This is a genomic window from Niallia sp. Man26 (genome assembly GCF_022049065.2).
GTDB lineage: Bacteria > Bacillota > Bacilli > Bacillales > Cytobacillaceae > Niallia.
In genome coordinates this window covers 2,675,572-2,702,335 of the sequence record NZ_CP095743.1, presented here as the reverse complement: position 1 = coordinate 2,702,335, position 26,764 = coordinate 2,675,572, and the positions used below count along the sequence as shown (strand labels likewise).

Annotated in this window: 27 protein-coding genes; 24 read left to right on the top strand and 3 right to left on the bottom strand. The window is 39.6% G+C overall.

Annotation, left to right across the window (positions count from 1 at the left end; translation table 11 throughout):
* Positions 1–9: 9 nt before the first annotated feature.
* Entirely contained in the window at positions 10–150 is a 141-nt protein-coding gene (locus tag L8T27_RS13725; protein WP_233313084.1) for a sporulation histidine kinase inhibitor Sda, read from the bottom strand.
* Between the two features lie 423 nt (positions 151–573).
* Between L8T27_RS13725 and L8T27_RS13720 the strand changes: the two genes are divergently transcribed.
* The 8 genes from L8T27_RS13720 to L8T27_RS13685 are packed head-to-tail and all read left to right on the top strand — an operon-like array spanning position 574 to position 5,606.
* Positions 574–1,089, top strand: a complete 516-nt coding sequence (locus tag L8T27_RS13720; protein WP_233313085.1) for a YqeG family HAD IIIA-type phosphatase — start codon at positions 574–576, stop codon at positions 1,087–1,089.
* Between the two features lie 3 nt (positions 1,090–1,092).
* Positions 1,093–2,196: a ribosome biogenesis GTPase YqeH gene (gene yqeH / locus L8T27_RS13715; protein WP_237941727.1), complete on the top strand. Its 1,104-nt coding sequence runs from the start codon at positions 1,093–1,095 to the stop codon at positions 2,194–2,196.
* A 34-nt stretch (positions 2,197–2,230) separates the two neighbouring features.
* Positions 2,231–3,061, top strand: coding sequence for a shikimate dehydrogenase (gene aroE, locus L8T27_RS13710; RefSeq protein WP_233313087.1), 831 nt, complete (start codon positions 2,231–2,233; stop codon positions 3,059–3,061).
* A complete protein-coding gene (yhbY, locus tag L8T27_RS13705) occupies positions 3,062–3,355 on the top strand; it encodes a ribosome assembly RNA-binding protein YhbY (RefSeq protein ID WP_233313088.1) in 294 nt (97 codons plus the stop codon).
* Positions 3,356–3,377: 22 nt separating this feature from the next.
* Positions 3,378–3,950, top strand: a complete 573-nt coding sequence (locus L8T27_RS13700) for a nicotinate-nucleotide adenylyltransferase (RefSeq protein WP_233313089.1) — start codon at positions 3,378–3,380, stop codon at positions 3,948–3,950.
* Positions 3,940–4,509 carry a bis(5'-nucleosyl)-tetraphosphatase (symmetrical) YqeK gene (gene yqeK, locus L8T27_RS13695; protein WP_233313090.1) on the top strand — a complete coding sequence of 190 codons (570 nt, stop codon included), beginning with the start codon at positions 3,940–3,942 and terminating at the stop codon, positions 4,507–4,509. The genes L8T27_RS13700 and yqeK overlap by 11 nt, the downstream gene beginning before the upstream one ends.
* Positions 4,510–4,866, top strand: coding sequence for a ribosome silencing factor (rsfS, locus tag L8T27_RS13690; protein WP_233313091.1), 357 nt, complete (start codon positions 4,510–4,512; stop codon positions 4,864–4,866). It begins immediately after the preceding gene.
* On the top strand, positions 4,863–5,606 hold the full coding sequence (locus L8T27_RS13685; protein WP_233313092.1) for a class I SAM-dependent DNA methyltransferase: 744 nt from the start codon (positions 4,863–4,865) through the stop codon (positions 5,604–5,606). The genes rsfS and L8T27_RS13685 overlap by 4 nt, the downstream gene beginning before the upstream one ends.
* A 145-nt stretch (positions 5,607–5,751) precedes the next feature.
* Here the strand turns inward: L8T27_RS13685 and comER are convergent, their stop codons facing one another.
* Positions 5,752–6,585, bottom strand: coding sequence for a late competence protein ComER (gene comER / locus L8T27_RS13680; RefSeq protein ID WP_233313093.1), 834 nt, complete (start codon positions 6,583–6,585; stop codon positions 5,752–5,754).
* Between the two features lie 88 nt (positions 6,586–6,673).
* Between comER and L8T27_RS13675 the strand changes: the two genes are divergently transcribed.
* The 4 genes from L8T27_RS13675 (at position 6,674) to holA (ending at position 11,751) form a co-directional block, all read left to right on the top strand.
* A complete protein-coding gene (locus tag L8T27_RS13675) occupies positions 6,674–7,267 on the top strand; it encodes a helix-hairpin-helix domain-containing protein (RefSeq protein WP_237941726.1) in 594 nt (197 codons plus the stop codon).
* An 87-nt stretch (positions 7,268–7,354) separates the two neighbouring features.
* Positions 7,355–7,942 carry a ComE operon protein 2 gene (locus tag L8T27_RS13670; RefSeq protein WP_233313095.1) on the top strand — a complete coding sequence of 196 codons (588 nt, stop codon included), beginning with the start codon at positions 7,355–7,357 and terminating at the stop codon, positions 7,940–7,942.
* A 25-nt stretch (positions 7,943–7,967) separates the two neighbouring features.
* Positions 7,968–10,292, top strand: a complete 2,325-nt coding sequence (locus tag L8T27_RS13665) for a DNA internalization-related competence protein ComEC/Rec2 (RefSeq protein WP_237941725.1) — start codon at positions 7,968–7,970, stop codon at positions 10,290–10,292.
* Between the two features lie 439 nt (positions 10,293–10,731).
* Positions 10,732–11,751 carry a DNA polymerase III subunit delta gene (gene holA, locus L8T27_RS13660; protein ID WP_282581438.1) on the top strand — a complete coding sequence of 340 codons (1,020 nt, stop codon included), beginning with the start codon at positions 10,732–10,734 and terminating at the stop codon, positions 11,749–11,751.
* 96 nt (positions 11,752–11,847) lie between these two features.
* Here holA and rpsT read toward each other — a convergent pair whose 3' ends face one another.
* Complete coding sequence (rpsT, locus tag L8T27_RS13655; RefSeq protein ID WP_233313098.1) at positions 11,848–12,114, bottom strand: 30S ribosomal protein S20; 267 nt, start codon at positions 12,112–12,114, stop codon at positions 11,848–11,850.
* 262 nt (positions 12,115–12,376) lie between these two features.
* On the opposite strand from rpsT, the gene gpr reads away from it, so the two are divergent.
* The 12 genes from gpr to mtaB all read left to right on the top strand — a co-directional run bounded on the left by gpr (position 12,377) and on the right by mtaB (position 26,730).
* Positions 12,377–13,498 carry a GPR endopeptidase gene (gene gpr / locus L8T27_RS13650; protein ID WP_233313099.1) on the top strand — a complete coding sequence of 374 codons (1,122 nt, stop codon included), beginning with the start codon at positions 12,377–12,379 and terminating at the stop codon, positions 13,496–13,498.
* A 112-nt stretch (positions 13,499–13,610) separates the two neighbouring features.
* Positions 13,611–14,792, top strand: a complete 1,182-nt coding sequence (spoIIP, locus tag L8T27_RS13645; RefSeq protein WP_237941724.1) for a stage II sporulation protein P — start codon at positions 13,611–13,613, stop codon at positions 14,790–14,792.
* A 35-nt stretch (positions 14,793–14,827) separates the two neighbouring features.
* The gene (locus L8T27_RS13640) at positions 14,828–15,184 is read left to right on the top strand and encodes a DUF3679 domain-containing protein (RefSeq protein ID WP_233314700.1); all 357 of its coding nucleotides are present in this window, start codon (positions 14,828–14,830) and stop codon (positions 15,182–15,184) included.
* Between the two features lie 141 nt (positions 15,185–15,325).
* Positions 15,326–17,167 carry a translation elongation factor 4 gene (gene lepA / locus L8T27_RS13635; protein ID WP_237941723.1) on the top strand — a complete coding sequence of 614 codons (1,842 nt, stop codon included), beginning with the start codon at positions 15,326–15,328 and terminating at the stop codon, positions 17,165–17,167.
* An 86-nt stretch (positions 17,168–17,253) separates the two neighbouring features.
* Complete coding sequence (gene hemW, locus L8T27_RS13630) at positions 17,254–18,390, top strand: radical SAM family heme chaperone HemW (RefSeq protein WP_233313102.1); 1,137 nt, start codon at positions 17,254–17,256, stop codon at positions 18,388–18,390.
* A gap of 160 nt (positions 18,391–18,550) precedes the next feature.
* The gene (gene hrcA, locus L8T27_RS13625) at positions 18,551–19,579 is read left to right on the top strand and encodes a heat-inducible transcriptional repressor HrcA (RefSeq protein ID WP_233313103.1); all 1,029 of its coding nucleotides are present in this window, start codon (positions 18,551–18,553) and stop codon (positions 19,577–19,579) included.
* 176 nt (positions 19,580–19,755) lie between these two features.
* Complete coding sequence (gene grpE / locus L8T27_RS13620; protein ID WP_396953785.1) at positions 19,756–20,355, top strand: nucleotide exchange factor GrpE; 600 nt, start codon at positions 19,756–19,758, stop codon at positions 20,353–20,355.
* Positions 20,356–20,388: 33 nt separating this feature from the next.
* Positions 20,389–22,221, top strand: coding sequence for a molecular chaperone DnaK (gene dnaK / locus L8T27_RS13615; RefSeq protein ID WP_233313104.1), 1,833 nt, complete (start codon positions 20,389–20,391; stop codon positions 22,219–22,221).
* A 198-nt stretch (positions 22,222–22,419) separates the two neighbouring features.
* On the top strand, positions 22,420–23,541 hold the full coding sequence (dnaJ, locus tag L8T27_RS13610; RefSeq protein WP_233313105.1) for a molecular chaperone DnaJ: 1,122 nt from the start codon (positions 22,420–22,422) through the stop codon (positions 23,539–23,541).
* A gap of 23 nt (positions 23,542–23,564) precedes the next feature.
* Positions 23,565–24,506, top strand: a complete 942-nt coding sequence (prmA, locus tag L8T27_RS13605; protein ID WP_233313106.1) for a 50S ribosomal protein L11 methyltransferase — start codon at positions 23,565–23,567, stop codon at positions 24,504–24,506.
* A gap of 113 nt (positions 24,507–24,619) precedes the next feature.
* Entirely contained in the window at positions 24,620–25,366 is a 747-nt protein-coding gene (locus L8T27_RS13600; protein WP_233313107.1) for a 16S rRNA (uracil(1498)-N(3))-methyltransferase, read from the top strand.
* Positions 25,367–25,377: 11 nt separating this feature from the next.
* Complete coding sequence (gene mtaB / locus L8T27_RS13595; RefSeq protein ID WP_233313108.1) at positions 25,378–26,730, top strand: tRNA (N(6)-L-threonylcarbamoyladenosine(37)-C(2))-methylthiotransferase MtaB; 1,353 nt, start codon at positions 25,378–25,380, stop codon at positions 26,728–26,730.
* Positions 26,731–26,764: the final 34 nt, after the last annotated feature.

The window sequence follows — 26,764 nt, the reverse complement described above, 5'->3', positions numbered from 1 at the left end:
ATAGGCGGGTTAGGAGGAAACTTTTATCTTATTGCTTAATGAACGTCGGTGGATTTCTGTTTCAATGAGACGTATAAATTCAGGGCTTAAATCCAATTCCCTAGCCTTATGATATGACTCAATCAACAATTCATCTGACAGTTTGCGCATGTCAGGAAATCACCTCCAATCCATATTTTGTAAATTCTGTAAACGGTTAGTGAATATATTATCTAGTAACCTAACTTTAACAAAAATAAACATTTAGAACAACTGTTCTCTTATCCACAATCTATGGTGGATAACCTGTGGTTAAGTTGTTTGTAAGTATAAAGATGTTTATTATAACAAAGGGTATAATGTGAATAAGGTTATCCACAAATGCGGAATTTTGCGATTTTTGTCGAAAAATATTTTTAGAATATAAAAAAAAACAGACATAAACTTCTTTTCACGGGTAGAAAAAGGTATAATATTACTTTCATTAAAATTGTTTTTCGGATGGAAAATAATCAGTGTGACATACATACAACGTGAAAAACCTTAAATGCAAATAATTTCTGATCAACTAGTAGATAAAAGAGGTGTCAATCATTGTTAAATAATTTTTTGCCTGATCAGTTTGTCAAAAATATATTCGAAATAACACCAGAACTTCTGAAAGAAAAGGGAGTAAAGGGAATTATTACAGATCTTGACAACACGCTTGTTGAATGGGACCGCCCTTTGGCGACACCAAAGATAATAGAGTGGTTCGAAGATATGAAGAAAAACAATATAAAAGTTACAATCGTATCAAATAATAAGGAAGGAAGAGTAAAGTCTTTTTCTGATCCTTTAAACATTCCTTTTATCTTTGCGGCCAGAAAACCGATGGGGAAAGCCTTTCGCAGAGCGCTTTTAGAAATGAAGTTAAGTAAAGAAGAAGCAGTCGTAATAGGAGATCAGCTTCTTACAGATGTTCTTGGCGGGAACCGCAGCGGCTTTCATACTATTCTCGTTGTGCCTGTTGCCCAAACAGATGGTTTTGCGACAAGGATAAACAGAAAAATTGAAAGAAGAATATTGAATTGGTTCCGGAGAAAAGGAAAATTGACATGGGAGGATTAATAAGTGACTGAAAGAATACATTGCTTTGGATGCGGAGTTGCCATTCAAACAGAAAATAAAGAAGAACTTGGGTATGCACCTGCCTCTTCTTTGCAGAAAGAGACGGTTATTTGCCAGCGCTGTTTCCGCTTAAAGCATTATAATGAAGTTCAGGATGTATCATTAACAGATGATGATTTCTTGAAAATTTTAAACGAAATTGGCAGAAGCGACAGCCTGATTGTAAAGATTGTTGATATCTTTGATTTTAATGGAAGCTGGCTTCCAGGACTTCATCGATTTACAGGAAAGAATAAAGTATTATTAATAGGGAACAAGGTTGATTTACTTCCAAAGTCTGTTAACAAGCAAAAAGTGATCAACTGGATGAAAAAAGAAGCAAAAGATCTGGGGTTAAGACCTGCGGATGTCTTTTTAGTAAGCGCACAAAAAGGGCAAAGTATTAAAGAGGTACTGGAAGCTATTGAATCTCATCGCGAAGGAAAAGACGTTTACGTGGTGGGCTGTACGAATGTCGGCAAATCTACGTTTATAAACTCTGTTCTGAAAGAGGTGTCAGGAGAAGAAAATGTTATCACAACATCCCATTTTCCAGGGACAACTCTCGATATTATCGAGATTCCTTTAGCAGACGGCAAGGCGCTGGTTGATACTCCTGGGATTATCAACCATCACCAAATGGCCCATTTTATCGATAAGCGGGACTTAAAAGTCATTACACCGAAAAAAGAAATAAAATCAAAAGTATTTCAGCTTAATGAAGGACAAACTTTGTTTTTTGGCGGTTTGGCGCGCTTTGATTTCACAAGCGGAGATCGGAATTCATTTGTTTGTTATTTCTCTAATGAGCTTGACATACACCGCACAAAGACGGAAAATGCAGATGCTCTCTATGAAAAACATGCCGGTGAAATGCTGACACCGCCGAAGCGAGACGAAATGGACCATTTTCCTAAGCTTGTGAAGCATGATTTCACTATTAGGGAAGCAAAAACAGATATCGTATTTTCTGGCTTAGGCTGGATCACTGTCAACGAACCAAACATTAAAGTTTCCGTGCATGTTCCCCAAGGTGTACATGCAATGATTAGAAAGTCGCTTATTTAAATAAAGAGAAGAGAAAATACGGGAGAGAGTGGATATGAAGAGGTTTGCGGTTATTGGTGATCCAATTAAACATTCCATGTCACCATTTATGCATAACGACTTGTTCCAGCACTATCAAATCGATGCCCAATATGATAGGGTTCATATAGAAAAGGGAAAGCTTGAAAAAGGGCTTGAACTGCTTAAGAAAGACGGTGTCTCAGGTTTTAACGTGACCGTTCCCCATAAGACGGATATCCTCCCTTTTTTGGATGAACTCGACCCACTTTGTAAAGCAATTGGTGCTGTTAACACGGTTGTGAACGAGCAGGGGAGATGGATTGGTTATAATACAGACGGATCTGGATATCTTACTGGTATTCTTAAGGTCATGCCTGATATTAAGGATAAAAAAACATTGATGATAGGAGCTGGCGGTGCAGCAAGAGCCATTTATTTTACGCTGGCCCATTATGGAGTAGAAACGATTGATATCACAAATCGGACTGTTGGAAATGCGCAAAGCTTGAAAAGCTCTTGTCCGTTTCCGGTTAAGACAGCAATACTTGAACGGGAAGAAGCAGAAAGGCAGCTTGGTGAATACGACTTAATTATCCAGACAACTTCTATCGGCATGTCTCCAAATGTTGATGAAACCCCGTTAAATGTTGAAAATATAAAAGAAAATGCTCTTATAAGTGATATAATATATAACCCTCTAGAGCCTAAGATTCTGACAGAAGGCAGTAGGCGCGGGGCGATTGTTCAAAATGGAATTGAGATGTTTGTATATCAAGGAGCATTAGCCTTTGAGAAGTGGATCGGTCTTATGCCGGACACAGACAGAATGAGAAAAAATGTATGGAAACAACTAGGAGGCAATTAAATGCTAAAAGGAAAACAAAAAAGATATCTACGTGCAATGGCACATCACTTGAATCCAATTTTTCAAGTTGGAAAAGGCGGAGTCAATGAAAACATGATTAAACAAATCGCAGAGGCGCTTGAGGTAAGAGAGCTTCTTAAGGTGAGTGTCCTTCAAAACTGTGAAGAAGATAAGAATGTTGTGGCTAGTGAGCTTGCAGAAGGAACTGGGGCTGAGCTTGTTCAGCTGATCGGTTCAACAATTGTTCTTTACAAGGAATCAAAAGAGAACAAAACCATTAACTTACCATCATAATGGGTTAGAAGAGGCGATAATCTTGAAAAAAAAGATTGGAATATTGGGAGGCACTTTTGATCCTCCCCATATTGGTCATCTTATCATTGCAAATGAAGTCATGCATCATGAAAGTTTAGATGAGATATGGTTTATGCCAAATCATGAGCCTCCGCATAAACTGAAATCAGGGAGCGTATCAAATGAAGACCGTCTTAAGATGCTTGAGCTGGCTATTCAAGACAAGGAAGGTTTCCATGTCCAGACGATCGAGATGGACAGGGAAGGCAAGTCCTATACATTTGATACGATGACGATATTAAAAGAGATGTATCCGGATTTTGACTTTCATTTTATTATCGGAGCAGATATGGTTGAATATTTGCCAAAATGGTATATGATAGAAGAATTGCTTAAACTGGTTAGATTTATAAGTGTGAACAGACCGAATTACAGTAATGATACAAATTATCCTGTCACTTATGTTGCTGTACCGGATGTCAACATTTCCTCTAAACTAATCAGAGGCCGCCTTTTACAGGGAGAAACAATATCGTTTCTAGTTAAGGATGAAGTGGAACGATACATTAAGGAGAATAGATTATATGAATCGTGAACAAGCGCTTCTTATAGTGAAGGAACAATTGACGGAACAGCGTTATGTACACACAATGGGTGTTATGGGAACAGCGATTGAGCTGGCTAACCGGTATGATGAAGATACGGCCAAGGCAGAATTAGCCGCTATTTTTCATGACTATGCGAAATTTCGCCCTAAAGAAGAAATGAAACAAATCATTTTAGAGCAGAATATGGATAATCGATTGCTTTCCTTCCATTCAGAGCTGTGGCATGCACCTGTTGGAGCTTATTTAGTGGAAAAGGAAGCGGGCATAAAAGATGAAGCAGTGCTTAATGCGATTAAGTACCATACTTCTGGAAGACCTGGAATGAACAAGCTTGAAAAAATCATTTACTTAGCTGATTATATCGAACCGGGAAGAGTTTTTCCAGGAGTGGATGAAGTAAGGGAATTAGCGATGATTAGCTTGGATGAGGCTTTTTTGAAATCAGTAACCAACACAATAGCATTTTTAATGAGCCGCAGACAGCCGGTTTTTCCTGCGACATTCGAGATGTATAATAGTATTGTAATGAAAACGGAGGTTGAATAAATGGATGAACGCAATTTGCTTCTGACTGCAGTTAAAGCAGCAGATGATAAAAGAGCAGAAAATATAGTGGCATTAAATATGAAAGGTATCTCTCTTGTTTCGGATTATTTCGTGATTTGCCACGGTAATTCCGATAAGCAGGTACAAGCAATTGCCAGCGAAATTAAAGATAAATGTGAAGAAATCGGTGTTCCTGTAAAACGACTAGAAGGATACCAAGAAGCAAAATGGATTCTTGTAGATCTTGGGGATATTGTTGTCCATGTGTTCCACCGTGATGAAAGAACATATTATAACTTGGAAAGATTATGGGGCGATGCGCCGGCTGAAAATATTCAAAGCGAGATCGGACAATGAGTTATCAGAAATTCGCTTATCTATATGACAGGTTGATGGATGACGTTCCATACGATAAGTGGGTTGAGATTCTGATAGCTGCAAAAGAGGAATACCAAATTGAAGGCAGCAAGCTTCTGGACCTAGCGTGCGGAACAGGGGAGCTGTCTGTCAGGCTGGCGGAAAAGGGCTTTACGGTAACAGGAGCAGATCTCTCTTCTGATATGCTCAGTGTTGCCCAAAACAAAGCTGCAGAACAAGGACTTTCCGTGTTTTTTATGGAGCAGGATATGTCTGAGCTTGAAGACCTGCCTTTATTTGATATTATCGGTATATTTTGCGACTCATTGAACTATTTGCAAACAGAAGAACAAGTGGTAAACACCTTTAAAGGGGTGTATGAGCATTTAGATGAAGGCGGGTTATTTTTGTTCGATGTTCATTCTTTATATAAAATGAACCATTTGTTCAAAAACCAAACATACGCACTAAATGATGAAGATGTCAGTCTCATCTGGTTGTGTTATGAAGGGGAGTATCCTGACAGTGTGGAACATGATTTATCTTTTTTCCAGCTTGACGAGGCTTCCCAAAAATATGATCGTTATGATGAACTGCATTTTCAGCGGACTTATTCTGTTGAGCAATATAGCAGTTGGCTAATAAATGCCGGCTTTTCTATTTTGAAGGTAACAGCAGATTTCCATGATGGAGAATTAGGGGAAGATGCGGAAAGAATCTTCTTTTATTGCCGGAAGTAAGCGGAAAACACACCTAAAAGTTAATAGGTGTGTTTTCTTATGTACATCTAAGTGTGAAGAAGCCATGAAGTATAAATCCATGGCTGGAAAAAAACAAAAAAAAGCAGGAAAATCCTTTTATATCTCGAAAATACAAACTAAGAAACTATCGGTGTTTATTGATCAATAACGAATTTTTCACCATCTTTAAATCCTCTTCGAACTTATGTTGTGTCGCCTGAAACAACTGGTTAAACGTATCTCCGAGTTCTCTCTCTAACACATTGATGCCTTCTCCCGTAACTCCGCCTTTTACACTTACTTTCGCCTGCAGTGTCGGCAAGGTGTAATAGCCTTTATTTAACAGCTGACCGAGTCCAATTAACATTTCACTTGCTAGCTTTGTGGCAGTTTCCGCATCGATATCTGTTTCCTCGACAGCTCCGTCTATAAAACGCTGTGTCAAGTAGCTGAAGAAAGCAGGTCCGCAGCTTACGATATCGGATGCAACTCTTGTAATATTCTCCTCAATCTCAATTGGAGTGGAAAAGTGACTAAACAGTGTATTTAATCCTTGCTTCCATTCTTGTGTGCACTTGCTTCCGTATGAAAATAACGCCACACCACATTGCGCCCTGTTGGTGATGCTCGGAATAATCCGGGCAACAGAGCATGGCAGCATATATTCAAGCTGCTCTGTGTTGATAGGACTAGTAATCGAAACAACACATTTATCGGATGAAATATGTGGAGTAATTTCTGCTGCTACACTAAAGATGTCATGCGGTTTGACGCATAAAAAAATAAGATCAGCACTTTCCGCAATTTTTTTGGCAGTTTTTAAAACTGTGACAGCCGGATATGCCTCTTTGATCTGAAATGCTTTTGCGAGTGTCCGGTTTTGAATCAGCATATCTTCAGGAGAAATAGCCTTACTGTCAAGCAATGCTTCAATAAGAATCTTCCCCATATTACCTGTTCCAATCATTCCTATTTTCACGGTTTATTTCCCCCCTATAATGAGCGGTTTCTCATATAACGATATGACAGTTGCAAATAGAATATACCTGTAAAGGAGGATTAATGAAATGAAATGGATTACAGAACATAAACTTGTTCTGCTGCTTAGTGCAGCAATTATCACACTGCTAGTATTTCACTTTATCACTTCAGCCAATAAGACAGAAAACTTAGGAATAGCAGCAAAGGAGTTGCCTGTATCAGATGTGGAGGATAAGGAGAAATCGGGGGATGAGACAGAAATTTTTGTCGATGTAAAGGGTGCTGTAAATAACCCAGGTCTGTATGAAGCGCAACTTGGGGAACGGGTGATGGATATTATTGCAAGGGCAAACGGGTTCGCGGAGAATGCAGAAAGTGATGCTGTAAATCTTGCAGAGCGATTGAAAGATGAAATGGTCGTTTACGTTCCGACAGAAGGGGAAGAGCAGCTTCACACTCCAGCTGGTGGGGGAAACGAGCAAGGCGGCTTGATAAACATCAATGAGGCGTCAGCCATGGAGTTAATGACATTGCCTGGGATCGGAGAAGCAAAGGCTGCAGCCATTATTGAATACAGAGAGCAAAATGGCGGCTTTAAGGAGAAGGAGGAATTAAAGGAAATAAGCGGCATTGGAGAAAAGACGTTGGAGAAGTTATTGGATTTAATAAGAGTGAACTAGTATGATAGGTGAAATTGACGCCATGGTTTCTTGCATATAAACTAATAAGGATACTTTTTAAACTTTTACTAGGAGTGAATGTATTAAATGGATAGATTATCATGGAATGAATATTTTATGGCACAGAGCGAATTGCTTGCCTTAAGAAGCACATGCACAAGGCTTGCTGTTGGTGCAACGATTGTAAGAGATAAGCGGATTATCGCCGGGGGCTATAATGGCAGCATTGCCGGAGGCGTGCACTGTATTGATGAAGGCTGTTATGTCATTGATCATCATTGTGTTCGCACCATTCACGCAGAAATGAATGCGATATTACAATGCGCTAAATTCGGTGTGGCGACATCCATGGCAGATATTTATGTTACGCATTTTCCGTGCCTGCAATGCTGTAAGGCAATTGTACAGGCTGGCATAAAAACTGTTTATTATGCTCATGACTATAAAAATCATCCATATGCGCTAGAGTTGTTTCAACAGGCAAATGTGCATGTTGAAAAGGTAGAAGCACAGCAGGTTATTTTTGATGAGAAGCATAAGGAAAAGAAACTGCTTGTAAAGCAATTGCTGAATCAGTTGAAAGAGAGCGGGGAAGACAGCGAGGGAATCGAGGAATTAGAAAAGCAAGCAGAAGAACTGTTCTCCATCATACCTACAGAAACTTCTTCTGTTTAAAGAAGAAGTTTCTCCCTAAATAATCATGAATTTTCTTTATAATAATATCCTCTATTTTGCCGTAGCCGCACTTCTGGCTGTTCTTTTAGCGAATTTCTCCTCTCTTATCTTCCTTCTTGCTTTAATTGTGTTCATATTCTTCCTGATTATTGTAAAGAAATGGACAATCCCCTTATTATTATTACTAGTTTTTATAGGTGCTATCTTTTTTTACAGGGCCCATTTAGATGTCAAAAATAATTTCTCCTCCTTAAAAAGTACCCAAACAAACTTTTCACTGACAATAATGGAAACAACTAAAATCGATGGTGACAAGTGGACAGCCGTTGCAAAAGACAATCAGTCTGATGAGAAGCTGCTGCTTCATTACCAATTAAACACTTTTCAAGAGAAGCTAGATGTTACGGAACAGTCTTTCCTTGGAAATACATGTGTGGTATCAGGGCAATTAGCGCAGCCGGCAGCAGCTGCCAATGAAGGAATGTTTGATTATCAGCTTTATTTAAAAAGGCAGTCCATTCATTGGGTATTACAAGTGAAGGATATCACCTCCTGTAAAGAGCTTAGCTTCGATTTGCTGTCTGCCATTAAAGTATTACGAGAGCAGGGAATCGCTTGGATTGAAGCCGTTTTTTTCGAAAATACGGCACCAGTTGCCATTGCTTTATTGTTTGGTGACAGGGATTATATAGCAAGTGCTATTCAAAACGCCTATCAAAAATTAGGGATTGTACATTTGCTGGCCATCTCAGGTTCTCATGTCCTGCTTTTGATTGGATTAGGTTATTATTTCCTGTTGAGAGTTGGTATGACGAAAGAGAGAAGCATCACGATAATATTGCTTATATTGCCTGCCTATACGGTTTTGACTGGTTTAAGTCCTTCTGTTATCCGAGCGGTCTCTACTGCCAGCCTAATGCTTCTCCAGAGGAGGTGGCGGCTATCGAGTTACTCCTCGATCGATTTGCTGAGTATCGCGTTCCTCGGTTATCTTTTTCTGTTTCCGAAAATTGTGACTGATATCGGCTTCCAATTGTCCTTTATCGTCAGCTTGTTTTTATTGCTGAGTACGTCTATTCTTAAAGGCGAAAAGCAGCCGGTGAAAATATATCTGCTTACTGCTTATTTTTGCGAGCTTTCTGTGCTGCCCTTTCTATTGAGTTATTTTTATGAGCTTCTTGCTTTGTCACTCCTTGCAAACCTTGTATATATCCCCCTTTTTTCGATTCTGCTCCCATACTTCATCCTTGTATTTTTTCTATCGTTCCTTTTACCTAAAGTCACCATAGCTTTTCTTTACCCCATAGACAAAATATGTCAGCTGTCAGACTGGCTTGTAACAAAAACAGCAGACATTCCCTATATTACGATTATTTTCGGTAAACCGAACAATCTTGAATTGATACTGTATTTTTGTTTCATACCAGTGTTTTTCTGCCTTTATGAAGCATTGCCCCATTTGAGAAAACGTGCATTTTTAATCCCCTTTTGCTTGCTCTTATTTCAATACACAGGAGAATTTTGGAGTAAATATGGGGAAGTTACTTTTATTAATGTTGGACAAGGAGATAGTATTCTTATTAATGAGCCGTTCAATAGGGGGACATATATAATTGATACAGGCGGTACAATGGAATATCAAAAAGAAGAATGGCAGGAAAGAGAGAATAGTTATGAGGTCGGTGAAGATACTCTAGTTCCGTACTTAAAAAGCAAAGGAATTACCAAAATTGACAAGCTAGTTCTTACCCATGGTGATATGGATCATATTGGCGGAAGTGTTGCGCTAATAAAGAGCATTCCAGTTAAACAGATTCTTATGCCTAAATCTAGTAACCAACCAAATGATAAGGAAAAGGAAATATGGGAGCTGGCAAGGCAGAAAAATATTCCTGTCTTTTTTGTAGGAGAGGGAGATGGCTGGACAAATGGAAATTCCGTTTTTCAAATTATTGCACCAGGTAGGAATACTGTGAACAGCAGCGGTGAGAACGATGGATCAATTGTCATTTCTGCACAAATTGGAGGGCTGTCATGGCTGTTTACAGGGGATATAGAAGAAAATGGGGAGGAAATGCTCCTTGCCGCACAATCCAATCTAGAAACAGATGTACTTAAAGTAGCCCATCATGGCAGCAAAACCTCCACTACAGAAGCATTTCTGGAAGAAGTGAATCCTGATATTGCCATTATCTCAGCAGGAAAAAACAACCGTTACGGCCATCCGGATAAGGGGGTGCTTAAACGTTTACAAGCAAAAAAGATAACTGTGTGGAGAACAGATGTGAATGGAACCATTTCTTTTAAATTTTCTCAAAAAAAAGGCACCTTTTTTTTGCAACAGCCATAACATATAACAAAACAGAGGAAATCAGCTGCAATAAATAGTGAATATCCCTAGGGCAATACTTACATTTCGATTACCATGCAAAAGCGGAAATTTTCCTGTTTTGGATTTGAGTTTCATATATAAAGCTATAGGTGAGTGTAAAAACTAACCTTAGTGTACCGGAGCATGTTAAGTATCCTAGGCCTTAATATGCTGCGTTCATTATAGATTGAAAGCGGGCAGCTGTTATAAAAGCGAATGCCTTCTTTGAAAAGCATCTTCCCAGTTTTTCAAAGAAGGCTGGAGCTTTTCGTAAAAACAGTTGTCCGCTTTTTAGTTTAACGCTTGTCAAAATAGAAATGCTTCTTTACGATATAATATAGATGCTAAAAACATGCTTGATATGTAATATCAGGCTGTCCTTGCAAGTAAAAGGACATGATCGGAGAGAAGAATTTTGATGCAAGAAATTTGGAAAAAAATTAAAAGGCAAGAATTTGCGCCTGTTTATTTAATGTATGGGCCGGAATCATTTCTAATAAATGAAACAAGAACATTATTGGTTCAAACAGCTTTAAATCCTGATGAAGAAGATTTTAACCTGTCTGTATACGACTTAGAGGAAGTCAGTATTGAACTGGCAATAGAAGATGCGGAAACAATTCCGTTTTTTGGAGACAGAAAGGTTGTTATTCTGCAGAACCCGTTTTTTCTAACAAGTGAAAAGACAAAATCGAAAGTGGAACATGATGTAAAGAGACTTGAAGCTTATTTAAAGGAGCCCTCTCCTTATACGATTGTTGTCTTTACAGGCAGTTATGAAAAGCTTGATGAGCGGAAGAAAATTACGAAAGAACTAAAAAAAACCGCAGAAATTTTAGAAGCTAAGAAATTAAATGAACAGGAATTAAAAAACTGGATGAAACAAAGAGCATCCTACAATAAAGTCGAACTGGACAATGATGCCCTTGAAGCTTTGCTCAGCATTGCTGGAACAAATTTGTTCCTTTTAACAAGTGAAGTAGATAAGATGGCGCTGTATGTACAGGATTCTAAATTGATTACCAAGGAAATAGTGGAAGAACTCGCTTCTAAATCATTGGAACAAAATATTTTTGCGCTTGTGGAAAAAATCATTAACAAACGAATTGATGAGGCATTAAGAATTTATTATGATTTATTGAAACAAAATGAAGAGCCGTTAAAAATGCTAGCAATTATCACAAACCAATTCCGACTTATTTATCAAGTTAAAGCACTATCGAAAACGGGCTACGGACAACAGCAAATTGCGTCTGTTTTAAAAGTTCACCCATTTCGTGTCAAGCTCGCTGCAGGCCAAGCTAACCGCTTTACTGATGAAGAGCTAACAAGGTGTATCAGCATGTTTGCTGAAGCCGACTACCAGATGAAGACGGGCGCTGCGAATAAAACAATGATTATTGAGATGATTCTATTTAAATTGGGACAGGCTAAATAAACCTAAAAAAACGCTGCCTTGATGGCAGCGTTTTTAATTTGCGGCAATAAAAAAGGCTACCGAATGGATAGCCAATTTTGTTTGTGCTTGTGCTTATTATGCGTTGATCGCGTTGTTTCTCTTAGCTAGACGAGATTTTTTACGAGCAGCAGCATTTTTATGGATAAGACCTTTAGCAGCAGCCTTGTCTAGGTTGCTAGCAGCTACTGCAAAGCTTTCGTTCGCAGCATTTTTATCTTCAGAAGCAATAGCAGCCTCAGCTTTTTTAACAGCAGTACGCATTGCTGATTTCACTGTAGTGTTTTGAGCGTTACGAGCATTGCTAGTTTTTACGCGTTTGATAGCAGATTTAATATTTGGCATTTACGTTCACCTCCTAAAAAGAAGCATCGAGAATCATATATAAACTCGATTTTTACATTCCTAAAAAACTTAAAGAACAAATGATATTTTATCAAACCGTTTCTAATAATGCAATACTCTCCACTTAATTTGAACCGTTAACAGCTATTTTTTTGTTGTAACTGTTAAAAAACCTCCCTTTTCTGTCTGTTTCTCCATGAATTTTTTGGCTGCTGCACGGGCATGATAAGAATATATTACTTTCTATGAAGGGAGAAACTGTATGAGTGAACAGCTGGATTTAAGCAAGTATGCCGTCCGAACAGATTTGGCCATTGAAGCAACAGACATGGCGCTAGCACAGAAATCCCTTATTGAAACAGAACCAAATCAATCACAACTAGATGGTGTCATTATTAAAGAAAAAGAAGAAAAAGGGATAAAAGTTTCTTATGTGGAAGTGACGGAAAAAGGCGAGGAGCTGATTGGAAAGAAAAAAGGCAGATACTTAACTTTAGAAGTTCAAGGTATTCGCCAGCAGGATAGCAAGCTTCAAGCAGAAGTAGAAAAAGTGTTTGCTAAAGAGTTTTCTCAATTTCTTGTTACTAGCAATATTCCCGCTGATGCCTCCTGTCTTGTCGTTGGTTTAGGGAACTGGAATGTGACCCCTGATGCACTCGGTCCGCAAGTTTGCGAAAATATTCTTGTTACAAGGCATTTATTCGAATTGCAACCGCAAAATGTAGAAGAAGGCTACAGACCTGTCAGTGCACTTTCTCCTGGAGTCATGGGACTGACTGGAATTGAAACAAGTGACATTATTAGAGGAGTAGTGGAAAAGACAAATCCTGACTTTGTCCTCGTAATAGATGCACTTGCATCCAGAAGTATTGATAGAGTGAATTCTACTATTCAAATTTCTGATACAGGCATCCATCCTGGATCTGGTGTAGGAAATAAACGGAAAGAGCTAAGTGAAGATACATTAGGCAGGCCTGTAATAGCAATCGGCGTTCCGACAGTAGTTGATGCAGTTTCCATTACTAGTGACACGATAGATTATATCCTGAAGCATTTTGGCAAGGAGCTTAGAGAAGGAGACAGGCCGTCAAGAGCGCTTGCGCCTGCTGGTTTGAGCTTTGGGGAGAAAAGAGTGCTGACAGACGAAGATTTACCAGAGGAGCACCATCGGAAAACATTTTTAGGGATTATCGGCACACTGCCGGAAGAGGAGAAGCGCCGCCTTATTCATGAAGTTCTTTCGCCAATTGGCCATAATTTGATGGTCACGCCGAAAGAAGTCGATGTTTTTATTGAAGACATGTCCAATCTCATCGCAAGCGGACTGAATGCAGCACTGCACAGTGCAATCAATCAAGATAATGCCGGATTTAATACACATTAATAAGGAAAGCTTGTTCGTTTAATAGAGAAATCTAGCATTCCAATTTAAATTACTAGTTCTATCTCTCCTAGCATTTACATAGTTATTAATAGACTTGCTAGGAGAGGTGAATATGAAACCACTACGAAAAAAACCAGAAGTTTATATATGGAATGCTAATGCGCTGAACATCCTGCCAGTATTATTTATCCTTTTTATTTTAATTTTCATTTCAGTAATTGCTATTTCTTCTGTAAAGCAGGAAATGAATATGAGTTCAACCTTACTTGAGAAATCGCCTAGCGAAATAGATGGGAGCTTCTTTTATTCTCTGCTTGGTGCAGAAAATCATCACTTTTTGTCCGTACTGTCAGAAGAACAGAAAAATACAAGCTTCAGCCAAGTGTTTATAAAACTAGCAACAAATATAAATTTGGATGATCCCCGCAGTTTATTAGGAAGAGAGCTTCCCGCCTTTTCCTTATATGACAGTGAAATACTAGTAGCTGGGGATGGAACCAATTATACGAACCTGCCTCTAGAATCAGCACCTCCTCAGCCATTTATTGAGGCTGGAAAAGAAGCGGCATTGCAGCGGACAGATGAAATTAAAAGACTGGAAGAGCAAGAGAAACAAAAACCTGCGGCCGCTCCTACAACTGGCGACAAGAAAATTGTCTATCTATACTTTTCCCATAACCGAGAATCATTTTTGCCGTACCTCAAAGGAGTCACAGATCCTAACTTAGCTCAGCATTCTAAAATTAACATTACAAAATTAGGGGATGTCATCAAGGAAGAACTGGAAATGAAGGGGATTGGCACAACAGTCGAAAAACAGGATATTCAAAAACTGCTAGATAAAAAAGGCTGGACTTATACTCAATCCTATCAAGGTTCAAGAGAAGTAGTAACAGCGGCGATGACTGACAATAAGGATTTAAGCTACCTAATAGATGTGCACCGTGATTCCCAGAGACGAAAAAACACAACGACGACAATAGACGGAAAAGATTATGCGAAAATCGCCTTCGTCATCGGCGGAAACAATAATAATTTTGAAAAAAATCAGCAGCTCGCTGAAGAGCTCCACTCTATTTTAAAGAAAAAATATAAATCTCTGTCTCGAGGAGTCATTCTAAAAAAAGGTGCTTATACAAACGGAAAATTTAATCAGGATTTATCAGAGAACAGCATGTTGGTCGAAATCGGCGGTGTTGATAATACATTTGAAGAATTAAATCGAACATCGAAGGCGTTAGCTGATGCTTTCAGTGAGTACTATTGGAAAGCAGAAAGTGTGAACGGCGGCTAAACTTGCGTTTTAGAAAGAGGTGTTAATACGTGAAGATGTTTACTTTGCGGGCAGTTGGGATTGCGCTATTAATGTTTGCGTGTGTGTTATTCGGCATGCAGCAGGCAAATGGGGGGATCCTAAGCTTGAAAGGATATGAAGATAAAAACTTTAACAGTGCACTATCAATCAGCAATGAGCAGGGCGGGTTAGAGGCGTCGATACTAGGGACGGATGTAACAAGCCATGATCTGCAAAAGAAGAAAGAGCAGATGGAGGAGATGAAAACCTTTAATCTTCTTTCAGGGATTGGGAAGGGCGTCGCTGACGGTGTTTCTTCCCTTGCGCAAAAAGGGGTTGATTTGGTGGGCGGTTTTATGAATAAGGGCCAAGACAGCGGTGAACAGCCATAATAGCAGGTGCGAAAAATCCATTGAATGCTGACAAAGTGTCTATGAATGCTTTTTCTTGCAGATAATTTCATTGAATCTTACCCATCACACTGCTATAATCAGAAATAGTGTATATGCGCGATTATTGTAGGAGTGAACTAGATGAACAGAGAAGAAATGCTTAAAAGACAATCAAAAATCCGTAATTTTTCCATCATCGCTCATATTGATCATGGAAAATCTACCTTAGCAGATAGAATATTAGAAAAGACAAATGCGCTGACAGCCCGTGAAATGAAGGACCAGCTCCTTGATTCGATGGATTTAGAAAGAGAGCGCGGAATTACAATCAAGCTGAATTCTGTCCAGCTTAAATATAAAGCAAAAGACGGTGAAATTTATACACTGCACTTGATTGACACACCGGGACATGTCGATTTCACCTATGAAGTATCCCGCAGTTTAGCAGCTTGTGAAGGAGCTGTGCTAGTTGTCGATGCTGCTCAAGGAATTGAAGCACAAACACTTGCGAATGTATATTTAGCAATTGACAATGACTTGGAGATCGTTCCTGTTATTAACAAAATTGATTTGCCAAGTGCAGATCCAGAACGTGTCCGCAATGAAATTGAAGATGTTATTGGATTAGACGCTTCTGAAGCAGTCCTAGCTTCTGCGAAAGCTGGTATTGGAATTGAAGATATCCTTGAACAAGTGGTTGAAAAGGTTCCTGCTCCTCAAGGAGATCCGGAAGCGCCGCTTAAAGCGCTTATTTTTGACAGCCTTTATGATGCTTATAGAGGTGTTGTTACTTATATTCGTGTGGTCGAAGGTACAGTTAAACCTGGGGATAAGATTAAAATGATGGCAACAGGCAAAGAGTTTGAAGTAATTGAGGTCGGTGTATTCACGCCAAAGGCTGTCAATACAGATCAGCTGTCTGTTGGTGATGTTGGATACCTTACAGCAGCAATTAAAAACGTTGGCGATACACGTGTCGGGGACACAATTACAAGTGCGAAGAACGGAGCGGTAGAAGCGCTGCCTGGATACCGCAAGCTGAATCCGATGGTATATTGCGGATTGTATCCAATCGACAGTGCGAAATTTAATGACCTTCGCGAAGCATTAGAAAAATTAGAGCTGAACGATTCTGCCCTTCAATTTGAACCAGAGACGTCGCAGGCGTTAGGGTTTGGTTTCCGCTGTGGTTTCTTAGGACTTCTGCACATGGAAATTATTCAAGAGAGAATTGAAAGAGAGTTCAAAATCGATTTAATCACGACAGCTCCAAGTGTTATTTATGATGTAATTATGACAGACGGAACGGAATTGAAGGTGGATAACCCATCGGCAATGCCAGATCCGCAAAAAATTGATCATATTGAAGAACCGTATGTAAAAGCAACAATGATGGCGCCAAACGAATATGTCGGTGCAATCATGGAGCTTTGCCAGCTAAAACGCGGTGTGTTCATTGATATGCAATATATGGACGAGACGCGCGTTAAAATAATTTATGAAATTCCGCTGTCTGAAATTGTATATGATTTCTTTGATCAGCTGAAATCAAATACAAGAGGCTATGCATCCTTTGATTATGAGCTAATCGGCTATAAAACGTCGACGCTTGTAAAAATGGATATTCTCCTTAACGCAGAAAAAGTCGATGCATTAAGCTTTATTGTCCATAAGGACTTTGCTTATGAACGAGGAAAAATCATTGTTGAAAAGCTGAAGGAACTTATTCCGCGGCAACAGTTTGAAGTGCCTATCCAAGCTGCTGTCGGCCAAAAGATTGTTGCCCGTTCAACGATTAAAGCTATGCGTAAAAACGTATTGGCAAAATGTTATGGCGGTGACATTTCCCGTAAACGTAAATTGCTTGAAAAGCAAAAAGAAGGTAAGAAGCGGATGAAGCAAGTCGGTTCCGTAGAAGTACCGCAAGAGGCGTTCATGGCTGTACTGCGCATGGATGACAATAACACGACGAAAAATAATTAATGAGCTAAAATCGGGGTTAGGCTGCAGCTTTAGAGCAGTGCTAACCTCTTTTCTTATTTTTTGCAAAGAGAAAGGACTGTGACATATTGATTAAAGCAGCATATATCCATATCCCATTTTGTGAACATATATGTCATTATTGTGATTTTAATAAAGTGTTTTTAAAAGGCCAGCCTGTGGACGAATATTTGGATGCACTGGAACAGGAAATAAAGCTGACGGCAAGTAAAAATAATGCCCCGCTTAAAACCGTTTTTGTCGGAGGCGGAACACCAACAAGCCTTAATGCTAAGCAGCTGGAGAGGTTATGTGCGATTATCAGTGAAAATCTGCACTTAGCAGAAAATGCTGAATATACATTTGAGGCAAACCCTGGAGACTTGTCACCAGATAAACTGAAAGCCTTGTATGAAGGTGGAGTCAACCGCTTGAGCTTCGGTGTGCAATCATTTAATGATGACCTATTGCAGAGGATAGGCAGAACGCACAGAGCTAAAGATGTCTTCACATCGGTAGAGGCTGCCAAAAAGATCGGGTTTGACAATATTAGCATCGATTTAATGTACAGTCTGCCAGGTCAGACATTAGACGATTTTGCCGCTACCTTAAAGCAGGCCTTTACTTTAGATATCCAGCATTTTTCTGGTTATTCGCTGATCATTGAGCCAAAGACAGTATTTTATAATCTTCTCCGCAAGGGCAAACTGCTTACACCTGGTGAAGATGCAGAAGCAAGCATGTACCGCCTGCTTATGGAGGAGATGGCACAGCATGGTTACAAGCAGTATGAAATTAGTAATTTCGCAAAAGAGGGCTATGAAAGCATCCATAACATAACGTATTGGAATAATGAAGAATATTACGGATTTGGTGCAGGTGCACATGGTTACGTTAATGGCTACCGCCGCTCTAACTTTGGCCCATTAAAAAAATACATGGAGCCTTTGGCTGCAGGAAGTCTGCCTCTTCTCGACAATCATCAGGTTACTTTAGCAGAAATGATGGAAGAGGAGCTGTTTTTAGGGCTGAGAAAAAACAGTGGCGTCAGTCTCGCTGTGTTTAAGGAAAAGTATAAGCAAGACATTGAGACGCTGTTTGCTGCTGAACTGGAGAAATTATTGGAAAGAGGATTAATTTCCATTGAGGATGGGAATTTAAAACTCACATATAATGGCCGTTTTTTAGGAAATGAAGTATTTCAATCTTTCATCGGAATTCTTTAACAATACCTCCTCCTAAAATAGGGGGAGGTTGTCTGTTTAATTAGGAAAGAATTTCTTTTGCGAAATAAAAACCAAATTATTGACACACTCCCCTTTTATTTGATAATTTATAAGTAGAATTAGCACTCGGTGCTAATGAGTGCTAACAGAGGTGATGAATGTGTTAACAGATCGTCAATTATTGATATTGCAAGTGATTATTGATGATTTTATAGCATCTGCTCAGCCGGTTGGTTCTAGAAGCTTGTCGAAAAAACCGGAAATATCCTTTAGCTCTGCCACGATTAGAAATGAAATGGCGGATTTGGAGGAATCGGGATATCTGGAAAAGACCCATTCTTCATCTGGACGAATTCCAAGCGAAAAGGGCTATCGATTTTATGTCGATCACTTATTATTGCCGCAAAAGCTTCGTAAAGAAGAGGTGTTAACACTGAATTCTGTTTTTGCTGAGAAGATTTATGAGTTGGAGAACATCGTCCAAAAATCAGCAAAAATACTCTCAGAGTTAACGAACTATACGACAATAGTGCTGGGGCCAGCTGTAAAGGAAAACAAACTGAAAAGAATTCAGATTGTGCCATTAAATGCCCAGACAGCCATTGCCATTATCATCACAGATACTGGGCATGTCGAAAATAAAATGTTTCATTTGCCGGAATCGACAGATGCAAACGAAATTGAAAAGCTTGTGAATATTCTTAATGAAAGGCTCGCAGGAGTCTCTCTTGAGAAGCTGCACAACAAAATATATAAGGAAGTTGCCACACTCTTAAAACGTCATATTAACCATTATGATTTGTTTTTGAATTCAATCTATGATGCTGTTAAAATCGACACACATGAGAAGCTTTTCTTCGGCGGCAAGACGAATATGCTGAGTCAGCCGGAATTTCATGATGTCAGCAAAATTCGCGATTTGCTCAATATGATTGAAAAAGAGGAAGGCATCCATGACTTAATCCGTAATAACACAACAGACATCAACATTAAGATTGGGACAGAAAACAATATTACCGCAATGGATAATTGCAGTGTTATTTCCGCTTCTTATGCATTAGGGGAAAAGCAGCTAGGGTCCATTGCCATATTGGGACCAACGAGAATGGAATATTCACGGGTAGTCAGCCTGCTAAATCTGATGGCGCATGATCTCACAAAAGTGTTGACAAAGCTGTATCAAAACTAGCAGCGAAGGATATAGTTAATATGTAGTAACTCCCTATTATCAGTGATAAACGGTAGTAGGGAAACCATTTAAAAAAAATGATAGTTATTGGAAGCTTTATATAAGTTGATTATGTATAATAGTTCACTGTGAAGACTATTTACAAAGATTTAATTCATTTGAGGGAGGTGAACAAGTTGGCAGAAGATAAAACAACAATGAATGAAGAGATTCAAGAGGACAATGCTGAAGAGAATACGGAAGCGGTCTTTGAAGAAGTTCAGCAAGATGAAACAACTGCTGATGCTCAAAACACAAACTCATTTGCTGAGGATCTCGAAGCAGCAAATGCTAAAATTGCTGAGCTAGAGGCGAAAATAGAGAGTGAAACAAACCGATATTTGCGTCTGCAAGCAGACTTTGATAATTCCCGCCGCAGAGCGAAGCTTGATATGGAAGCGGCGCAAACATATAGAGCACAAAGCCTAGTTTTGGATTTGCTACCAGCTATCGATAACTTTGAGAGAGCTTTGAAGGTAGAAGCAACAGAAGAACAAGCGAAAAGCCTATATACAGGCATGGAAATGGTTTACAGAGGATTGTTGGATGCACTTGAAAAAGAGGGTGTTGAAACAATCAAGTCTGTCGGAACTGAATTTGATCCTCATCTTCATCAAGCAGTAATGCAAGTAGAAGTGGAAGATACAGAACCTAATATTGTAGTAGAAGAGTTCCAAAAAGGCTACAAATTAAAAGACAGAGTAATCAGACCAGCCATGGTTAAGGTTAGCCAGTAAGGTCTACATAAATGAATTGGAGGGAATTTTTCCATGAGTAAAATTATTGGAATCGATTTAGGTACAACAAACTCATGTGTTGCTGTATTGGAAGGCGGAGAACCAAAAGTTATCCCGAATCCAGAAGGTAACCGCACTGCTCCATCCGTAGTTGCATTTAAAAATGGAGAGCGTCAAGTTGGGGAAGTGGCAAAGCGCCAATCTATTACAAACCCTAACACAATCATGTCCATCAAACGTCATATGGGGACAGACTATAAAGTGGAAGTTGAAGGCAAAAACTATTCACCTCAAGAAGTTTCTGCGATTATCCTTCAATACTTGAAAGGCTATGCAGAAGAGTATCTTGGTGAAAAGGTAACAAAAGCTGTTATCACAGTTCCTGCTTATTTCAACGATGCTGAGCGTCAAGCAACCAAAGATGCAGGTAAAATCGCTGGACTTGAAGTAGAGCGTATCATTAACGAGCCTACTGCAGCAGCACTTGCATATGGTCTAGACAAAACAGATGAAGATCAAACAATCCTAGTATACGATCTTGGTGGCGGTACTTTCGACGTTTCCATCCTTGAATTGGGTGACGGCGTATTCGAAGTTAAATCTACAGCTGGTGACAACCGTCTTGGCGGAGATGACTTTGACCAAGTAATTATTGACTATCTAGTAGATCAATTCAAAAAAGAAAACGGAATTGACTTAAGCAAGGATAAAATGGCGCTTCAACGTTTGAAAGACGCAGCAGAAAAAGCGAAAAAAGATCTGTCTGGTGTAGCATCTACACAAATTTCGCTTCCATTCATCACTGCTGGTGAAGCTGGACCGCTTCACCTGGAAGTAACATTGTCCCGCGCTAAATTCGAAGAAATTTCTTCTGATCTAGTTGAACGCACGATGGGTCCTACTCGTCAAGCGTTGAAAGATGCTGGTTTAAGCGCTTCTGAAATCGATAAAGTAATTCTTGTCGGTGGTTCTACTCGTATTCCTGCTGTACAAGAAGCAATCAAAAAAGAAATCGGTAAAGAGCCGCATAAAGGCGTTAACCCTGATGAAGTAGTTGCAATGGGTGCAGCTATTCAAGGTGGAGTTATCACTGGTGATGTTAAAGACGTAGTTCTTCTTGACGTAACACCACTTTCATTGGGAATTGAGACAATGGGCGGCGTATTCACAAAGCTTATTGAACGCAATACAACAATTCCGACATCTAAATCACAAGTGTTCTCTACTGCTGCTGACAGCCAAACAGCTGTTGACATTCATGTTCTTCAAGGGGAGCGCCCAATGTCTGCAGATAACAAGACATTAGGTAGATTCCAATTGACTGACATTCCGCCAGCACCACGTGGAATTCCACAAATCGAAGTTAGCTTCGATATCGATAAAAACGGTATTGTGAATGTTCGTGCGAAAGATCTTGGAACAAACAAAGAGCAAACTATCACAATCAAGTCTTCAACAGGATTATCTGATGAAGAAATCGATAAAATGGTTAGAGAAGCAGAAGAAAACGCAGAAGCTGATAAAAAGCGCAAAGAAGAAGTAGAATTGCGCAATGAAGCTGACCAATTAGTGTTCACAACAGAAAAAACACTAAAAGACTTGGAAGGCAAAGTGGACGAAAGCGAAGTTGCAAAAGCGAACGAAGCGAAAGATGCGCTTAAAGAAGCAATCGAGAAAAACGAATTAGAAGAAATTCGTGCGAAAAAAGATGCGCTTCAAGAAATCGTTCAAAACCTTTCTGCAAAGCTTTATGAAGAAGCAGCTAAACAAGCACAAGCAGCACAAGGTGCTGAAGGTCAATCTGCTGGCAAAAACGATGATGCAGTTGATGCAGAATTCGAAGAGGTTAATGACGACAACAAATAAGCACTAATTTTCGAAAAGTCAAAGTCAGGTTATCCTTGGCTTTGGCTTTTTCTTTATGAGAGCTAATTTTTAGCGTTCCTTTCTAACCTATAAAAGTAAAGGCTTTTTTTAATCGTTTAGAATAAACTATTGTACATTAGAAATGCAAAATGATACAATATCATCTATGTGAAAAGAATCGGGGAGTGGCAATCATAAATGGATAAGCGAGATTACTACGAAGTCCTTGGAGTTGCAAAAACGGCTTCCAAGGATGAAATCAAAAAAGCATATCGTAAGCTGTCAAAAAAGTATCATCCGGATATTAATAAAGACCCGGGAGCAGATGATCAGTTTAAAGAAGTAAAAGAAGCGTATGAAGTACTTAGCGATGATCAAAAACGTGCCCATTATGATCAATTTGGCCACACAGATCCTAACCAAGGCTTTGGTGGTGGAGCTGGAGACTTCGGCGGCTTTGGCTTTGAAGATATTTTCAGCAGTTTCTTTGGCGGCGGCGGACGCCGACGTGATCCGAATGCACCAAGACAAGGAGCAGACCTGCAGTACACAATGACTCTGTCCTTTGAGGAAGCAGCTTTTGGAAAAGAAACAGAAATTGAAATTCCGCGTGAGGAAACTTGTGAAACATGCAGCGGAACAGGTGCTAAGCCTGGAACAAAACCTGTAACATGTAAACATTGCAGTGGTACAGGGCAATTGAATGTGGAGCAAAATACGCCATTCGGAAAAATTGTTAACAGAAGAACTTGTCAGCATTGTAATGGTACTGGTAAAGAAATTAAACATAAATGCGGAACATGCGGCGGAACAGGTAAAGTGAAAAAACGCCGTAAGATTAAAGTGAAAATTCCTGCTGGAATTGATGACGGTCAACAGCTTCGCGTCAGCGGCCAAGGGGAACCAGGCGTTAATGGCGGACCTGCAGGGGACTTATATGTGGTGTTCCATGTTAGAACACATGAGTTCTTTGAGCGTGATGGTGAGGACGTATACTGCGAAATGCCTATTACGTTTGCACAAGCAGCCCTTGGTGATGAAGTGGAAGTACCAACACTGCACGGCAAAGTGAAATTGAAAGTGCCGGCAGGAACACAGACAGGAACGAAATTCCGTCTAAAAGGTAAAGGTATTGCCAATGTGCGCGGCTACGGTACAGGGGATCAGCATGTTATTGTCCGCTTGATTACGCCGACAAAACTATCCGATAAACAGAAACAATTGCTGCAGGAATTTGCAGAGGTAACAGGAAATGCTCCTCAAGGGGAAGAAGAAGAAAGCTTTTTTTCAAAAGTTAAAAGAGCCTTTAAAGGTGAATAAAGATTGATTGGAGTTGGTAGAAAATGAAATGGTCTGAAATCACAATTCATACAACAAATGAAGCGATTGAACCTATTTCAAACATATTGCATGAAGCAGGTGCAAGCGGGGTGGTAATTGAAGATCCCTTCGATTTGATTAAAGAAAGAGAAGACCGTTTTGGCGAAATCTACCAACTCAATCCTGACGATTATCCAGAAGAAGGCGTATTGGTAAAAGCTTATCTTCCCATCAACAGCTTTTTGGGAGAAACGGTAGAGGAAATTAAAGAGGCAATCAATAATTTGATCCTTTTTAATATTGATATTGGTTTAAATAAAGTTTCCATTATGGAAGTGAATGAAGAAGAATGGGCAACAGCATGGAAGAAATATTACCATCCTGTTAAGATTTCGGAGAAATTCACTATTGTGCCAACTTGGGAAGATTATTCACCAGTTCACAGTGATGAACTAATCATTGAATTGGATCCAGGCATGGCATTTGGTACGGGGACACATCCAACGACTGTATTATGTATCCAGGCTTTGGAGAGAATAGTAAAAAAAGGGGATGCTGTCATTGATGTCGGCACAGGTTCAGGTGTTCTGAGCATTGCAGCAGCTATGCTTAAAGCTAAATCTGTTCTTGCCCTTGATTTAGACGAAGTGGCTGTTCAGTCAGCAAAACTTAATCTTAAACTGAACAAAGTGCATGAAACGGCTCATGTTCAGCAGAATAATTTGCTTGACGGTATCAGCGAGGAGGCAGACGTCATTGTGGCGAACATCCTTGCTGAGGTGATAGTCCGCTTTACGGATGATGTTTACCGTTTATTAAAACAGGATGGCTATTTTATCGCATCAGGAATCATTCTTCAGAAAAAAGAAGAAGTGAAAGCAGCGATTATAGCATCAGGTCTTGAAATTGTTGAAACGGTTCAAATGGAAGATTGGATCAGCATCACAGCGAAAAAAGGAAAGTAAGGTAAAAAAGAAGTTTGTTTGATACACTGCAAACTTCTTTTAGCATGCTTATAATGCTTAAGTAGTGCTTTGTCAAATTATTCCTGATTATATGTAAAGGCAGGTTTTATGCATTGCAACGTTATTTTGCGGAAAATGTAGAGGACACATTCCTAATAAAAGAAGATGACTTCCATCATATTACAAGGGTCATGCGCATGAAGCCTGATGAAGAAATCTATTGTGTCAATTCAAATCAGCAAACCGCCCGCTGTAAAATTGAAAATATTACCGAAAACGAAGTAGTGGCAAAGGTGATACAATGGGTAGAGGAAGACATTGAACTCCCTGTCAAGGTAACAATAGTAAGCGGCCTGCCAAAAGGGGATAAGCTAGAATGGATTATCCAAAAAGGCACAGAATTAGGTGCGCACGAGTTTATCCCTTTTATTGCATCTCGCTCGATTGTTAAATGGGACGCAAAAAAGTCCGATAAAAAAATCAGCCGCTGGAACAAGATTGCAAAAGAAGCGGCAGAACAGTCACACCGCGCTGCGATTCCCAATGTAATAGCCCCGGTTTCGCCAAAAGAGTTAATAAAGATGGCCGCTGATTATGATGTATTAATCATTGCCTATGAGGAAGAAGCTAAGGCTTTAGAATCAGCTAATCTAGCGAGAGCGCTTTCCTCTATGAAGAAGGGGCAGTCGATTCTTGCTGTATTTGGCCCAGAAGGCGGCCTTACAGATACGGAAGTCGAGCTTCTGACAGACAACGGCTTTATTGCCTGTGGACTCGGACCAAGAATATTAAGGACGGAAACAGCACCATTGTATTTGCTTTCCGCTGTTTCCTATCATTTTGAATTAATGAATGGATGAGGTGAAATATAATGCCAACAGTTGCTTTTCACACATTAGGTTGTAAAGTAAATCATTATGAAACAGAAGCTATATGGCAATTATTTAAAGAGCAAGGATACGAAAGAGTAGATTATGAGAACATGTCTGACGTTTATGTCATTAATACATGTACGGTTACAAACACAGGAGACAAAAAAAGTCGTCAAGTAATCAGACGGGCTGTTCGCAAAAATCCCGACGCAGTCATTTGTGTTACTGGTTGCTATGCGCAAACATCGCCGGCAGAAATCATGGCTATTCCTGGTGTAGATATCGTTGTTGGAACACAGGATCGTGTGAAAATGCTTGATTACATCACGCAATATAAAGAAGAACGCCAGCCGATTAATGCAGTCGGCAATATTATGAAAAACAGAGTGTATGAGGAATTAGACGTTCCAGCTTTCACGGACAGAACGAGAGCATCTTTGAAAATCCAAGAGGGCTGTAATAATTTCTGCACATTCTGTATCATCCCATGGGCTAGAGGTTTAATGCGCTCAAGAGATCCGCAGGAAGTAATCAGACAAGCTCAACAGCTTGTACATGCAGGCTATAAGGAGATTGTTCTTACAGGTATCCACACAGGCGGTTACGGCGAGGATATGAAAGACTATAATCTTGCAAGATTGCTTCGTGATTTAGAATCACAAGTAAAAGGATTAAAGAGACTTCGTATCTCTTCCATTGAAGCAAGCCAAATTACGGACGAGGTCATTGAGGTTCTTAATGATTCGAAAATAATTGTAAATCATCTTCATATTCCTATTCAATCCGGTTCTGATACTGTATTGAAGAGAATGAGAAGAAAGTATACAATGGAGTTCTTCGCAGAAAGAATCACTCGTCTTAAAGAGGCGCTTCCTGGTCTCGCTGTCACATCTGATGTAATTGTCGGCTTCCCAGGAGAGACAGAAGAAGAATTTATGGAAACTTACAACTTCATTAAAGAGCATAAGTTTTCTGAGCTTCATGTTTTCCCTTACTCAAAAAGAACGGGTACTCCTGCAGCTAGAATGGAAGACCAGATTGATGAAGATGTGAAAAACGAACGAGTTCATCGACTGATTGCCCTTTCAGACCAGCTTGCTAAAGAATATGCTTCTAATTACGAAGGCGAAGTCGTGGAAGTGATTCCAGAGGAAGTATATAAGGAATCTGGAAACGGCGATTTGTATGTCGGCTATACAGATAACTATCTGAAAGTAGTATTTCCGGCAACAGAAGAGATGGTTGGCCAAATCGTAAAAGTGAAAATTACTAAAGCAGGCTATCCAGTTAACGAAGGTCAATTCGTCCGATTATTGGAAGAATATACAGAAACAGAAAAAGCGATTGTATAATTAGCAGCAGTACAACAGTTTCAAAGAGTGGAAA